The organism is Bradyrhizobium sp. UFLA05-109 (assembly GCF_054185165.1).
The window spans coordinates 84,567-97,692 of record NZ_JBBIAR010000026.1 but is presented as its reverse complement, the minus strand read 5'-3'; the positions used below and the strand labels follow the sequence as shown (position 1 = coordinate 97,692).

General features: G+C 65.9%; 10 protein-coding genes. 8 read left to right on the top strand and 2 right to left on the bottom strand.

Annotation, left to right across the window (positions count from 1 at the left end; all coding sequences use genetic code 11):
• Nucleotides 1–259: 259 nt before the first annotated feature.
• Complete coding sequence (locus Q3C01_RS20400; protein ID WP_458147100.1) at nt 260–1,609, bottom strand: hypothetical protein; 1,350 nt, start codon at nt 1,607–1,609, stop codon at nt 260–262.
• A 75-nt stretch (nt 1,610–1,684) separates the two neighbouring features.
• Here Q3C01_RS20400 and Q3C01_RS20395 point away from each other — a divergent pair, with 75 nt between their 5' ends.
• Entirely contained in the window at nt 1,685–2,881 is a 1,197-nt protein-coding gene (locus Q3C01_RS20395) for an MFS transporter (RefSeq protein ID WP_458147099.1), read from the top strand.
• Here the strand turns inward: Q3C01_RS20395 and dgcA are convergent.
• Nucleotides 2,851–3,846 (bottom strand): N-acetyl-D-Glu racemase DgcA, encoded by a 996-nt coding sequence (dgcA, locus tag Q3C01_RS20390; RefSeq protein ID WP_458147098.1) that lies wholly within the window; start codon nt 3,844–3,846, stop codon nt 2,851–2,853. The two genes, Q3C01_RS20395 and dgcA, sit on opposite strands and share 31 nt — an antisense overlap.
• 138 nt (nt 3,847–3,984) lie before the next feature.
• Here dgcA and Q3C01_RS20385 point away from each other — a divergent pair, with 138 nt between their 5' ends.
• The 7 genes from Q3C01_RS20385 to Q3C01_RS20355 all read left to right on the top strand — a co-directional run bounded on the left by Q3C01_RS20385 (nt 3,985) and on the right by Q3C01_RS20355 (nt 13,074).
• Entirely contained in the window at nt 3,985–5,118 is a 1,134-nt protein-coding gene (locus Q3C01_RS20385) for an MlaE family ABC transporter permease (RefSeq protein WP_458147097.1), read from the top strand.
• A gap of 2 nt (nt 5,119–5,120) precedes the next feature.
• Complete coding sequence (locus tag Q3C01_RS20380; RefSeq protein WP_458147096.1) at nt 5,121–5,903, top strand: ABC transporter ATP-binding protein; 783 nt, start codon at nt 5,121–5,123, stop codon at nt 5,901–5,903.
• A gap of 16 nt (nt 5,904–5,919) precedes the next feature.
• Nucleotides 5,920–6,840 (top strand): MlaD family protein, encoded by a 921-nt coding sequence (locus Q3C01_RS20375; protein ID WP_458147095.1) that lies wholly within the window; start codon nt 5,920–5,922, stop codon nt 6,838–6,840.
• Nucleotides 6,841–7,076: 236 nt separating this feature from the next.
• A complete protein-coding gene (locus tag Q3C01_RS20370; protein ID WP_458147094.1) occupies nt 7,077–7,253 on the top strand; it encodes a DUF3311 domain-containing protein in 177 nt (58 codons plus the stop codon).
• Entirely contained in the window at nt 7,243–8,733 is a 1,491-nt protein-coding gene (mctP, locus tag Q3C01_RS20365) for a monocarboxylate uptake permease MctP (protein ID WP_458147093.1), read from the top strand. Before Q3C01_RS20370 ends, mctP begins: the two co-directional genes overlap by 11 nt.
• A 172-nt stretch (nt 8,734–8,905) precedes the next feature.
• Nucleotides 8,906–12,430 carry a hybrid sensor histidine kinase/response regulator gene (locus tag Q3C01_RS20360; RefSeq protein ID WP_458147092.1) on the top strand — a complete coding sequence of 1,175 codons (3,525 nt, stop codon included), beginning with the start codon at nt 8,906–8,908 and terminating at the stop codon, nt 12,428–12,430.
• Entirely contained in the window at nt 12,427–13,074 is a 648-nt protein-coding gene (locus tag Q3C01_RS20355; protein WP_458147091.1) for a response regulator, read from the top strand. Before Q3C01_RS20360 ends, Q3C01_RS20355 begins: the two co-directional genes overlap by 4 nt.
• The last annotated feature ends 52 nt before the right edge of the window (nt 13,075–13,126 follow it).

Genomic DNA, 13,126 nt, shown 5'->3' with positions numbered 1-13,126 from the left:
TGGCGCCGAACGTGATCTGAGTCACGCTGGGAACCGCTTCTTGACCTGGCGCGCCTTCAACTACAGAGAAGCCCGCGTTCGGTGTCATGCCCCGCGCAGGCGCAGGCGGGGCATCCAGTACCCCGCGGCTTCTCGGCCCTGTCACTACCGCCTCTGGAATACTGGATCGCCCGGTCGAGCCGGGCGACGACAGCGAGAATGCGGTAAGCGCGTGCCTCGAATTCGTTGAATTCGTTATTGGGCTCGCAGCGACCTCGCCTCAGGAGAAGAACGCGATCTTCTCGGCCTGGGTCATGCGGCGGATCGGCGCCAGCGGATCGTTGGCGGCAGCGCGGGGCTTTTGCAGCATGCCGCTCGCAAGGATCGTCGAGCCGAGCGACGGCTCCAGCGGCGAGGGCATGGGAAGGGGCGAGATCTGCGAGGCGGCTTGCAGCGTCGCATGCAGAGCTGCCAAGGCCTCTGCTGGCGCCGGACGTTCGATGATCGCGACGGTGGGCTCGAATGGCGCGACTGGTGCGATCGATTGGGCTGCGATCGGCTCTTGCAAGTCTGGCTCTTGCAAGTCTGGCTCTTGCGAAACCGGCTCTTGCAAGGCTGGCTCTGGCAAGACTGGCTCGGACAAGACCGACGCGGCGGCGACGGGCGTCTCGACAGGGGCTGCGACTTCAACAGGCTCGGCGGTCGCCTCGTCGAACTCGGGATCGGGCGCAGCCATCTCCATCGCGATCCGCTCGAGAATCGCTTCGTCTTCCGCCTCGGCTGCGGCATCGATCGCGAACGCGTCGACGGCTTCCGCGATGGGGGCAGCCTCGGCAGCGCTCTCTCCGACTGCGACGTGGCCTCCTGCGACCTCGACCGGTTCGTGCTCGCTGGCGACGTCCGTCGTCTCGTTGATCGCCACCTCGTCGGCGACCTCGCCCGCGGCAACGGTGGTCCCGGACCCGGCGACGGCCACGGCCTCGTGCGGCATCTCCGCTGCGGGTGGCTCGCTTGCCGACATCGCCGTTTCGGCGTCCGCCATCGCGAGCATCTCGGGCGCCGGAGCAGGCGGGGGGGAAGGCGCCGCCGCGCCTCCCGTTTCGACGCGCTCGATGTGGTCCCTGAGCAGATCGAAAGCGGCCTTGAGCTCCGTGCGGGGGTCGACCGTCGACGTCTGACCGCAGGCGGCTTCGATGGCCGCGAGCTGCGAATCAATCAGGTCGCAGATTCGCCCATCGGCGCCGATCTCGCGCCAGCGCCAGGAGATCTCCCTGATGATGCGTACACCGCGATGGATCGGCCCGAGGCTGGTCTCGAGCAGGGCCGGATCGACGGCCGCGATCGCGATCGTCTCGGCCTCGCGAATCGCCCGGCGGATCGCCACGAGCGCCTCGGGCAGCCGGTCCTCGACGACAGGCTGGCGCTGCGCTGCAAGGGTTTCCTCGATTTTCGCGACCGCATCGAGCACCATGCGCGTATCGGCGTTGCGGTTGCGCTTGGCGTATTCGCCGAGGAACCAGCGGCCGCGCGCGGTCTCCATGAAGGCCTCGCGGATCGCATCGTAATCCTGCTCGTTCGGCTCGGCCGCGCGGGCAGACATAGGCGAGAGGGCGAATGCTTCTGTGGCCATGGCAATCTCGTCGCGCAAATCAGTGCGCGTTACAGTAACGATCACCACGATATCGACCGAATCGCAATTGGTTTGATGAAGAGCGAATCACAAATCCCCATCGCAGCAACGCAAGGCCGGCGATTCGCCGTGCGCCTGGCGCTGTTCTACAGCGTCTCGTTCGCCGTCCTCGGCACGCATCTGCCCTTCTTCACGGTGTGGCTGAAGGCGGTCGGCATCGAGCCGGCCTGGATCGGAATCATCAGCGCGGTCCCTGCGGTGACGCGCTTCACTACACTGCCCTTCGTGACCGGCATCGCCGAGCGGCATCAGGCCGTGCGCGCCGCGCTGATCCTGACCGCATTCGCCTCGGCGATCGGCTTCGCGCTGGCTGGCACGCAGCATCAACCCCTGCCGGTGCTGCTGCTCTATATCGTCACCTGCTGCTTCTGGACGCCGCAGCTGCCGCTGACGGACGCCTATGCGCTGCGCGGCGTTGCCCGCTATAAGCTCGACTACGGGCCATTGCGGCTGTGGGGCTCGGTGGCCTTCATCGCAGGCGCGCTCGCCTGTGGGCTTCTGGTCGACGTCATCGCCGCGCGCGAACTGATCTGGATCATCGTCGCGCTTGCGGTGATCACGGCCTTCACCGGCCTTTCGCTTCAGCCATTGGACGACACGCGACGAAAGAGCGCCACCGCGCATGGTGGCAAGCGCCTGCTGCGCGATGCGAGCTTCCTTGCGATCATCGCCTCGGCGGCGCTGATCCAGAGCAGTCATACCGCCTACTACACCTTTGCCTCGATCAACTGGCAGGCTCATGGGCTCGGCGGGCTGACGATCGCCGGCCTTTGGGCGCTCGGCGTGCTCGCGGAGATCATCGTCTTTGCGGTGTCGCCGCGGCTTTCGCTGCATCCGGCGCTGCTGGTCGTGATCGGAGGCGTGAGCGCAGTGGCGCGTTGGTCGATTACCGCGCAGGAGCCGCCGGTCGCGGTGCTTGCGATCGTCCAGCTCGCGCACGGATTGAGCTTCGGCCTCACCCAGGTTGGCGTGATGACCCTGCTGGTGCGTCACGTGCCAGCGCATCAGATGGCGCGCGGGCAGGGCTATTACGCGGCAATCAGCGGGTTGTTGAGCTCGACGACCTCGATCATCTCGGGCGCGATCTACGCGCGCTATGGCGAGGCGCTTTATTACCTGATGGCTACGATGGCCGGCACGGGCGCGATGCTGATGTGGACCGCACGGCATCGCCTCTTCGCTCACCCCCAGAGCGAGGCCTCCGGCGGATAGACGAGGCTCTCGTCATAGCGCAGGCCGTGATCGCGATCCCGCGCGAGCAGCAGCGGCCCGTCGAGATCGACGAACCGCGCCTGTGGCGTCACCAGCATTGCGGGTGCCATCGACAACGAGGTCGCGACCATGCAGCCGACCATGATCTCGAAGCCCAGCGCCTGCGCCGCATCGGCCATGGCGAGCGCCTCGGTGAGGCCGCCGGTCTTGTCGAGCTTGATGTTGACGGCGTCGTAGCGCTCCCGCAGCGGCGCGAGCGAGGAGCGGTCGTGCACGCTCTCGTCGGCGCAGACGGCGAGCGGCCGCTTGATGCGCGCCAGCGCCTCGTCCTGGCCGGCCGGCAGCGGCTGCTCCACCAGGATGACGCCGACCTCGGCGCAGGCGGAAAGGTTCCGCTCCAGATTGGCTGACGTCCAGGCCTCGTTGGCGTCGACGATCAGTTCCGATTCGGGAGCTGCCTTCCGGACTGCGGCGATCCTTTCAGGGTCGCCTTCGCCGCCGAGCTTGATCTTCAGGAGCGAGCGGTGCGCGGCCCTGGCGGTCGCCTCCGCCATTGCCTCTGGGGAACCCAGCGAGATCGTGTAGGCGGTCGTGCGCTCCCCCGGAACCGGCCGGTCGAGCAGGTTCCACGCCCGCAGGCCCGCCTCCTTGGCCTCCAGATCGATCAGGGCGCAATCCACTGCGTTGCGGGCCGCCCCGGAGGGCATCGCGGCTTGCAGGGCGCGCCGGTCCAGTCCGCCCCCGATCGCCTCCTGCATGGCCTGGATCGCCCTCAGCGTCGCCTCCGGGGTCTCCCCATAGCGCGCATAGGGCACGCATTCGCCGCGGCCGGTCAGGCCGCCCCGGCCCACCTCGGCAACGACGGTCACGGCCTCCGTCTTGGCGCCCCGGCTGATTGTGAAGAGGCCGGCGATCGGGAAGCGCTCGATTCGCACCCGCAACATTGGAAGTTTGCTGGAAGTCATTTAGAACTCTGGCAATTTCTGAACCGGCTGGTTACCTGATGCAACTAACTATGGCTGGTTGGGGATACCTTCTTCAAGGTAAGGGCGCGTGCGCAACCATCTCTTCTCATCCGACCCTTTCGCAAGGGAGCGGACATCTTGAACGGTGATCCAAAGCTGGAGCGGATTGCAAAGGGCAACGCGCTGGCACTTTGCGCCACGGGAACGTGGACCGCGAGCTTCGCGCCGGCCCTCGAGCGGATGGTGGCTGATGCCGAGAAGCTCGCCGGCAGCCGGCCGAACATCTTCATCGACGTCTCCGAAGTCGCCAAGCTCGACACCTTCGGCGCCTGGCTGATCGAGCGGCTGCGCCGAAGCCTGACGCAAGGCGCAGTCGAGACCCAGATCGCGGGCCTGTCGGCAAATTATTCGAGCCTCGTCGACGAGGTGCGGAGGGTCAAGGCGACGCCGGTCGTCGAGGCCGGTGCCATCACCATCACCGGCATGCTGGAGCAGATCGGCCGCGCCGTCGCCGGCCTCACCGGGACCGTGACCGATCTCGTCGACATGCTCGGTGCGGTGCTCGCGGCCAGCGGTCGCGTGCTGATCCGTCCGCGCTCGTTCCGCCTGACCTCGACCGTGCATCATCTCGAGCAGGTCTGCTGGCGCGCGGTGCCGATCATCGTGCTGATCACCTTCCTGATCGGCTGCATCATCGCCCAGCAGGGCATCTTCCATTTCCGCAGGTTCGGCGCCGACATCTTCGTCGTCGACATGCTGGGCGTGCTGGTGCTGCGCGAGATCGGCGTGCTCTTGGTCGCGATCATGATCGCCGGACGCTCCGGCAGCGCCTACACCGCCGAGCTCGGCTCGATGAAGATGCGCGAGGAGATCGACGCGCTGCGCACCATGGGGTTCGATCCGATCGAGGTCCTGGTGCTGCCGCGCATGCTGGCGCTGGTGCTGGCGCTGCCGATCCTCGCCTTCCTCGGCGCGATGGCCGCACTCTACGGCGGCGGGCTCGTCGCCTGGCTCTATGGCGGCGTCGATCCCGAAGCCTTCCTGCTGCGCTTACGCGATGCGATCTCGATCGATCATTTCATCGTCGGCATCGTCAAGGCGCCGGTGATGGCAGCGGTGATCGGCATCGTCGCCTGCGTCGAAGGCCTTGCGGTGCAGGGCAGCGCGGAATCGCTCGGACAGCACACGACCTCGTCGGTCGTGAAGGGCATCTTCTTCGTGATCGTCATGGATGGCGTGTTCGCGATCTTCTTTGCATCGATCGGGATGTGATGATGGCGCAAGAGAATCAAGACAAGATTCAAGACCCCATCATCCGCGTCCGCGACATCACCGTGCAGTTCGGTGCGACGCGCGTGCTCGACGGGCTGAACCTCGACGTCAAGCGCGGCGAGATACTCGGCTTCGTCGGCCCCTCCGGTGCCGGCAAGTCGGTGCTGACGCGCACCATCATCGGCCTCGTCTCGAAGGTCGCCGGCCGCATCGAAGTGTTCGGCGTGGATCTGGATTCGTCGAATAGCTCGCAGCGCCGCGGCGTCGAACGGCGCTGGGGTGTGCTGTTTCAGCAGGGGGCGCTGTTCTCCTCGCTGACGGTGCGGCAGAACATCCAATTTCCGATGCGGGAATATCTGAAGGTCTCGCAGCGCCTGATGGACGAGATCACCATGGCCAAGCTCGCCATGGTGGGCCTGAAGCCGGAGGTCGCCGAGCGCTTCCCGTCGGAGCTGTCGGGCGGCATGATCAAGCGTGTCGCGCTGGCCCGTGCGCTGGCGCTCGACCCCGAACTCGTCTTCCTGGACGAGCCGACCTCGGGCCTCGATCCGATCGGTGCCGGCGATTTCGATGAGCTGGTCAGGACGCTCCAGCGCACTTTGGGCCTGACCGTTTTCATGGTAACGCACGACCTCGACAGCCTTTATACGGCGTGCGACCGCATCGCCGTTTTAGGGAACGGTAAGATCATTGCTGCAGGGTCGATCGCCGACATGCAGGCCTCGCAGCATCCCTGGCTGAGGCAATATTTCCATGGCAAGCGCGCCCGCGCGGTCATGAGCTGAGTATCCGGAGCACTTGATGGAAACGCGGGCGAATTACGTGCTGATCGGGTCGTTCACGCTGGCGGTGATCGCCGCGGCAATCGGCTTCGTGCTGTGGTTCCAGTCGCTGCACACCACCAAGCAGCGCAGCCCGCTGCGCGTCGTCTTCGAGGGGCCGGCGGCGGGCCTGCGCAACGGCGGCAGCGTCAATTTCAATGGTATCCGGGTAGGTGAAGTGGTCTCGGTGAAGCTGGACAACCCGCGTCGGGTTGTCGCACTCGCCATGGTCGAGAACAATGCTCCGATCCGCAAGGACACCCTGGTCGGCCTCGAATTCCAGGGCCTGACCGGCGTCGCCGCGATCTCGCTGAAGGGCGGCGATGAGGCGGCCCCGGCGCCGCCGCTCGACGAGGACGGTATCCCGACGCTCACCGCCGACCCGAACAAGCTTCAGGACGTCACGGAAGCGATCCGCGGCACGCTCCAGAACATCAACAAGCTCGTCGCCGACAACCAGGAGTCGGTAAAGAACTCGCTCAAGAATCTCGAAACGTTCACCAACTCGCTCGCGCGCAATTCCGAGCGCGTCGATGCGGTCATGGCCAAGGTCGACGGCGTCATGCTGAAGGCCGACAACCTCATGCTCGGCCTCAACACGCTCGCCGGCGGCAAGGATGGTGGTGAGCTCTTCCAGGCCGTGAAGTCGATCCGCGAACTTGCGGATGATTTCGACAAGCGCTCCGGCGCGCTGATGACCGACGGCCGCCGTACCCTCGGCGACATCAGCCGCGCCGTGAACAATTTCGATCGCAACCCGACCCGCGTCCTGTTCGGCGCCAGCAACAGCAGCGCGCAACAGGCCCCGCCGCCGGCCGAGCCGCCGAAGCCCGCACCAGCACCTACGAATGCGCGCGCCACAGCGCCAGCTCAGGCAGCGCAGGGGCAGAAGCGGCAGTAGCGGCCTCTCTCCGCCAACTCATCACCGGTCGCACCACGACGACCAGCGTCGCGCCGCCTCGCCGTCGCGCGCGCTCGTGCATTCCCGGCACCTGTGAAGTTAGTCCCGCGATACGAAAGTACGGGGGTCTGGCCGCGCCAAGGTAGGGGGAGGGCCGGCGGCCGATCTCAGCTACATCGCGCTCAAGTCGCGCTCAAGCAAAGCGCGTCGTTGTCACTCACAGGGGAGGAGAGAGCGTGATACGCCTGTTGCTGCTGTTGCCGTTCATCGGGCTGATGATCGTGCCGTTCTACAATATCCGGGAGCCCTATCTGTTCGGCTTCCCGTTCTTCTACTGGTACCAGCTCGCCTGGGTGCCGCTGACCTCGCTCCTCACCTTCATCGTCTACAGGAGCGTGCGCCATGTTGACTGATGTCGATAGCGCGGCGTTCGCCGTCTTCCTCGCATTGTTCGTCCTCGTCACCGGCATGGGCTTCGTCGCCTCGCGCTGGCGCAAGCCCGAGACGCTCGCCCATCTCGACGAGTGGGGCCTCGGCGGCCGCAAGTTCGGGACCTGGATCACCTGGTTCCTGGTCGGCGGCGACTTCTACACCGCCTACACGGTGATCGCCGTTCCGGCGCTGGTCTACGCGGTCGGCGCCTACGGCTTCTTCGCGCTGCCCTACACCATCATCGTCTATCCTTTCGTCTTCGCGGTGATGCCGGTGCTGTGGAAGGTCGCCAAGGATCGCGGCTACGTCACCGCGGGCGACGTGGTGCGCGGCGCTTACGGATCGCGCGGGCTCGAGCTTGCCGTCGCGGCAACGGGCGTGCTGGCGACGATGCCCTACATCGCGCTTCAGCTCATCGGCATGGAGGTGGCGATTAAGGCGCTGGGGCTGCATGGCGAGGTGCCGCTCGTGCTCGCCTTCCTGGTGCTCGCGCTCTACACCTATTCGTCGGGCTTGCGCGCACCGGCGCTGATCGCCTTCGTCAAGGACATCATGATCTACATCGTGGTGATCGCCGCGATCGCGATCGTGCCGTCGAAGCTTGGCGGTTACGGCGCGATCTTCACCGCGGCTGATGCGGCCTTTGCGGCAAAGGGCTCGGGCGGCGTCCTGTTGTCGCCGGCGCAGATCGTGCCTTATGCCTCGCTGGCGCTGGGCTCGGCGCTTGCTGCTTTCATGTACCCGCACACGCTGACCGGCATCTTCGCGTCGTCCGGCGGCAACACCATTCGCAAGAATGCGATGCTGCTACCTGCCTACACGCTGCTGCTCGGCCTGCTTGCGTTGCTCGGCTATATGGGGCACGCCGCAGGCCTCAAGCTTGCGAGCAACAACGACGTCGTGCCGGCGCTGTTCAAGACGCTGTTTCCGAGCTGGTTCGCCGGCTTTGCCTTCGCAGCCATCGCGATCGGAGCACTCGTGCCGGCGGCCGTCATGAGCATCGGCGCGGCCAACCTGTTCACCCGCAACTTCTGGAAGGTCTGGGTCGATCCGAAGGTGACGCCGGCGGGTGAAGCGAAGGTCGCCAAGATCACCTCCATGCTGGTGAAGGTCGGGGCGCTGCTCGCCATCCTCCTGATGCCGACGCAGTTCGCGCTCGATTTGCAACTGCTCGGCGGCCTCTGGATCCTCCAGACGCTGCCGGCGCTGATCTTCGGGCTCTACCTGAACTGGTTCTCGAGCACGGCGCTCCTGACCGGTTGGGCCGTTGGCCTTGCCGGTGGATCGTGGCTCGCCTGGTCGGACGGACTGAAGCCGCTGCACGGCATCGACTTCGGCGCCGGCACCGTCGCGATCTACACCGGGCTGCTCGCGCTCGCCCTCAACATCGTGGTCTCGGTTGTGGTGAACCTCGCGCTCAAGGGCCTGCCGCAGGGGCGGCTGTCCCGGGAAGCTGCCTGACACGTCCTCTGATCGGCGGCCGGTCGCCCGGCCGCCGATCCTCTGGCAGGGCTTAGCCGGTCTTTCTCCGGAGTTGAAAAAACCTTCCATGCGATTGAAAACGCTCTAGTATCCGCCCGCTCTCCGGACCCGCCTGTCGCGGGCGGATCCGACTGTCTCGAGTGAGGATTCCTTGCAGGCGTGGTTCGTTCTCACGGTCGCAGCCGGCTATGTAACCACGCTGTTTCTGATTGCCTGGTGGGGCGATCGGCGGAGCGCAGGTGGGCCGCTGGTTTCGCCCAAATCCTGGGCCGCTGCAGTCAGCTACTGCCTGACGCTTGCGGTCTACAACACCTCGTGGAGCTTCTACGGCTCGGTCGGTCGTGCCGCGACGACGGGACTGGACTTCGTCACCATCTATGTCGGCCCCACGCTGGTGCTGCTGTTCGGCCAGAGGCTGCTCGCCAAGGTGATCGGCATTGCCAAGGCGCAGAACGTCACCTCGATCTCCGACTTCATCGCCGCGCGCTACGGCAAGAGCCAGGTGCTTGCGGCATTCGTGACGCTCGCGTCTCTGCTGGGCGTGCTCCCTTACATCGCGCTTCAGCTCAAAGCCGTCGGCAAGAGCTTTGATTATCTGATCCTCCAGCCGGAGCGGGCCGGCGGCGAGGCGCTGCGCTTCTGGCAGGACTCGGCGTTCGGGGTCGCGGCGTCGATGGCGCTGTTTGCGATCGTGTTCGGCGTCCGGCATGTCCACGCCAGCGAGCATCATCGCGGCTTGATGCTTGCGATCGCGTTCGAAAGCGTCGTCAAGCTGGTCGCGTTCCTGATCGTCGCACTGTTCGTGCTGTTCGGCCTGTCAGGCGGGCCGGGCGGACTGCTGTCGCAATTTCAGTCGGAGCCGCAGCTTTCGACGATCCTGACCTTCGACCCGACGGAGCCGGTGTGGCCCTCGACGATCATCATCTCGGCGATCGCCTTTTTGTGCCTGCCACAGGCGTTTCACGTCGCGGTCGTCGAGAACGAGGCGCCCGGCCACTCGCGCACGGCGGCGTGGCTCTATCCGGCCTATCTCGCGCTGTTCAGCCTGCTGATCCTGCCGATCGCTGCCGCCGGCCTCGGCAGGTTCGGCGCGATGATGGACCCGGACACCTACGTGATCTCGCTGCCGATCGCGGCGGGCGCGAACGCCGTCAGTCTGATCGCTTTCCTGGGCGGGCTGTCGGCGGCCACCGGCATGGTGATCATGACCTCCGTCGCGCTCAGCACCATGCTGTGCAACGACGTCATCATGCCGATGCTGCTGCGCTCGCGGTTCTTTGGCCTGCGCGCGCAGAGCCGGCCGGTCGCTTCCGTGCTGGTGGCGGTACGCCGGCTCTCGATCCTCGGCATCCTGCTGCTCGCCTATCTCATGCATCGCCTGGTCAACCAGGCCTACCCGCTGACCGTGATCGGTCTTCTGTCTTTCGTCGCGGTCGCGCAATTCGGGCCGGCCTTCGTTGGCGGACTGTTCTGGCCACGCGCCAACAAGGCCGGCGCGTCGATCGGGATCGCGGTCGGATTTTGCATCTGGGCCTATACGCTGCTGCTTCCCTCGGCTGCGCCGCTTTGGCCCGCAGTCGAGGAGATCGTTCGCCAAGGACCGTGGCAGATCGCTACGCTGAGGCCCAATGCGCTGTTTGGTCTTGAAGGGCTTGATCCGATCTCGCATGCCACGCTCTGGAGCCTCGGGGCCAACCTCGTCTGCTTCCTGCTGTTCTCTGCGCTCGGACGGCAATCCACCGTCGAGCGCAACCAGGCGGCGGCGTTTGCCGACGGCGTGGTCCGCGAGTCCATTCCAAAACTGTCCTCCCGCGTAGTGGTCCGCCTCGATGATCTCCGTGCACTTGCGCTGCGCTTCGTCGGTGCCGAGCGCGGCGCGTCCGCCTTCGACGGCTATTTCGCGGCGCGCGGATCGGGCCGTGGGCCACGCCTCGATCCGTCGGGCCTCGTCGATCTCGATTCGATCCGCTTCACCGAGAACCTGCTTGCCGGCGCAATCGGCGCGGCCTCCGCGCGCGTGGTGATCGCGGCCTCGCTGGAGGGGCACTCGCTGTCGCGCCGCGCAGCGATGGCGATGCTGGATGAGGCTTCGGAGGCCTTGCGCTTCAACCGCAGCCTGTTGCAGAGCACGCTGGAAAGCGTGCCGCAGGGAATCTGCGCGTTCGATGCCGACTTCAACATCACGGCCTGGAACGGCCGCTTCATCGAGCTCTTGGACCTGCCGCCGGATCTCGTGCGCGTCGGCCTGCCGCTGGCGGACCTGATCGGCTTCAACGTCGACCGCGGCGAATATGCCGCCTCCGAATTCGCCGCGCTGCTGGTCAATCGCGACGTCTCGGCGCAGACATGGCCCTATCTCTACGAGCGCACGCGGCCCGACGGCACGGTGCTCGAGATCGTCTACGATCGCATCGCCGAGGGCGGCTATGTCTCGACCTATACCGACGTCACCGAGCGACACCGCGCAGCGGAAGCCCTGCGCCGCGCCAACGAGGATCTCGAGCTGCGTGAGGCGCTCGAACAGGCCAAGGCGGAGGCCGAGCAGGCCAATCTCGGCAAGACGCGCTTCCTCGCGGCCGCGAGCCACGATCTGCTGCAACCGCTGAATGCGGCCCGGCTGTTCCTGTCAGCGCTCGACGATAGTCTGCAATCCGGCACAGGCGACAAGGAACGCGTCCTTGCCGGCAGTGCGATCACCGCATTGCGCTCGACCGAGCACGTGCTCGATACGCTGCTCGATATCTCCTCCTATGATTCCCGTGCCGTTCGCGCCGAGCCGACGGAGTTCCCGATCGCCGATCTTCTCGTGCAGCTCAATGTGGAGTTCTCGGCCCTAGCGCGCGAACGCGGCCTCGCTCTGCGCGTCGTCAATTGCAAGCTTGCCGTGCGCAGCGATCCGCATCTGCTGCGCCGGATCCTGCAGAACCTGCTGTCGAACGCGCTGCGCTATACGCCGAAAGGGCGCATTCTCCTCGGCTGCCGGCGGTGCGGCGCTGATCTGCGCATCGAGGTGTGGGATACCGGTGTCGGCATCGCTTCGGAGGACCAGAAGCGCATCTTTGAGGAGTTCCAGCGGCTCGCGCCTGGATCGGAGAAAGGCTTGGGCCTTGGTCTTGCAATCGTCGACCGCGTCTCGCGCCTTCTTGGCCATGCGGTCGAGGTCCGCTCGCGTCCGGGACATGGCTCCTGCTTCGCCGTCACCGTGCCGCTTGCGCGCGGGCCGGGGATGCCGCTTCAGCGCGAGCCTGCGGACGTTGCGCCGCCGATGACGGTGCGATCGCTGACGATCCTGTGTCTCGATAACGATGCGACCATTCTCGACGGTCTTGCGGCGCTGCTGACCGGCTGGGGTCATCGCGTGGTCGTCGCGGCCGACGCCGCAAGAGCGATGGACGCCGCGATGAATTGCAGGCCGGATGTCGTGCTGCTCGACTACCATCTCGATGAATCCCGCAGCGGCTTGGACTTTCTCGACGATCTCAGGCAGAAGGCGGATCTCGATTTCCGCGCGCTGGTCGTCACCGGGGATCGCAGCGAGGCGGTGCGCAAGGAGGCGAGGGCGCGTGGCTGCGAGCTCCTCCTCAAGCCGGTGAAGCCCGCCGCGCTCCGGCGCTTCCTCGGAGGTGAGGTGCTGAGCCGGCAGTTCGCGACCAGACAGGGATCTTCCTCGGCATGACCACGCGCATCCTTATCGGCGACGATCATCCGCTGGTGCAGGCTGCGCTGCGCAGCGCGCTGTCGACCGTTCTGCCTGATCTCGAGATCATCGCGAGCCAGTCGCTCGACGAAGCGCTCGGCGTGCTGTCGGCCCAGTCGGAGGAGATCGACCTGATTCTCTGGGATTTGACGATGCCGGGCATTCAGGGATTTGCTGCGTTGTTCATCCTGTCGGCGCAGTTCCCGACGGTGCCGGTCGCGATCATCTCGGCGCGGCAGGACGCCGCCACGATCCGCCGCGCCATCGCCTATGGCGCATCCGGCTACATCCCGAAATCGCTCAGCCTGCCGGAGATGGCCGAGGCGATCAGCAGGATCCTCGCCGGTGAGATCTGGATGCCGCCCAATGTCGGAGGAAGAGGCTCGATCCAGAGCGCCGATATCGAGCTCGCTGCACGGATGGCCTCGCTCTCGGCGCAGCAGCTGCGGATTCTGGCGATGATCGTCGAGGGCAAGCTCAACAAGCAGATCGCCGGGGAGCTCGACATCGCCGAGCAGACCGTGAAGGGCCATGTCTCGACCATTTTGCGCAAGCTCGGGGTTGGCTCGCGCACCCAGGCGGCCGTGCTGGCCGAGCGGCTGTCGTTCGGGCAGGCGGGCTAAAACAAAAACGGAGGCTGTGAGGCCTCCGTTTTCATTTTGCTATTCCCGAGTA

What these genes read in the sequence shown, in the direction of transcription:
- Q3C01_RS20400 (WP_458147100.1), bottom strand. Translation starts at nt 1,609, where the DNA reads ATGGCCACAGAAGCATTCGCCCTCTCGCCTATGTCTGCCCGCGCGGCC.
- Q3C01_RS20395 (WP_458147099.1), top strand. Translation starts at nt 1,685, where the DNA reads ATGAAGAGCGAATCACAAATCCCCATCGCAGCAACGCAAGGCCGGCGA.
- dgcA (WP_458147098.1), bottom strand. Translation starts at nt 3,846, where the DNA reads ATGACTTCCAGCAAACTTCCAATGTTGCGGGTGCGAATCGAGCGCTTC.
- Q3C01_RS20380 (WP_458147096.1), top strand. Translation starts at nt 5,121, where the DNA reads ATGGCGCAAGAGAATCAAGACAAGATTCAAGACCCCATCATCCGCGTC.
- Q3C01_RS20375 (WP_458147095.1), top strand. Translation starts at nt 5,920, where the DNA reads ATGGAAACGCGGGCGAATTACGTGCTGATCGGGTCGTTCACGCTGGCG.
- mctP (WP_458147093.1), top strand. Translation starts at nt 7,243, where the DNA reads ATGTTGACTGATGTCGATAGCGCGGCGTTCGCCGTCTTCCTCGCATTG.
- Q3C01_RS20355 (WP_458147091.1), top strand. Translation starts at nt 12,427, where the DNA reads ATGACCACGCGCATCCTTATCGGCGACGATCATCCGCTGGTGCAGGCT.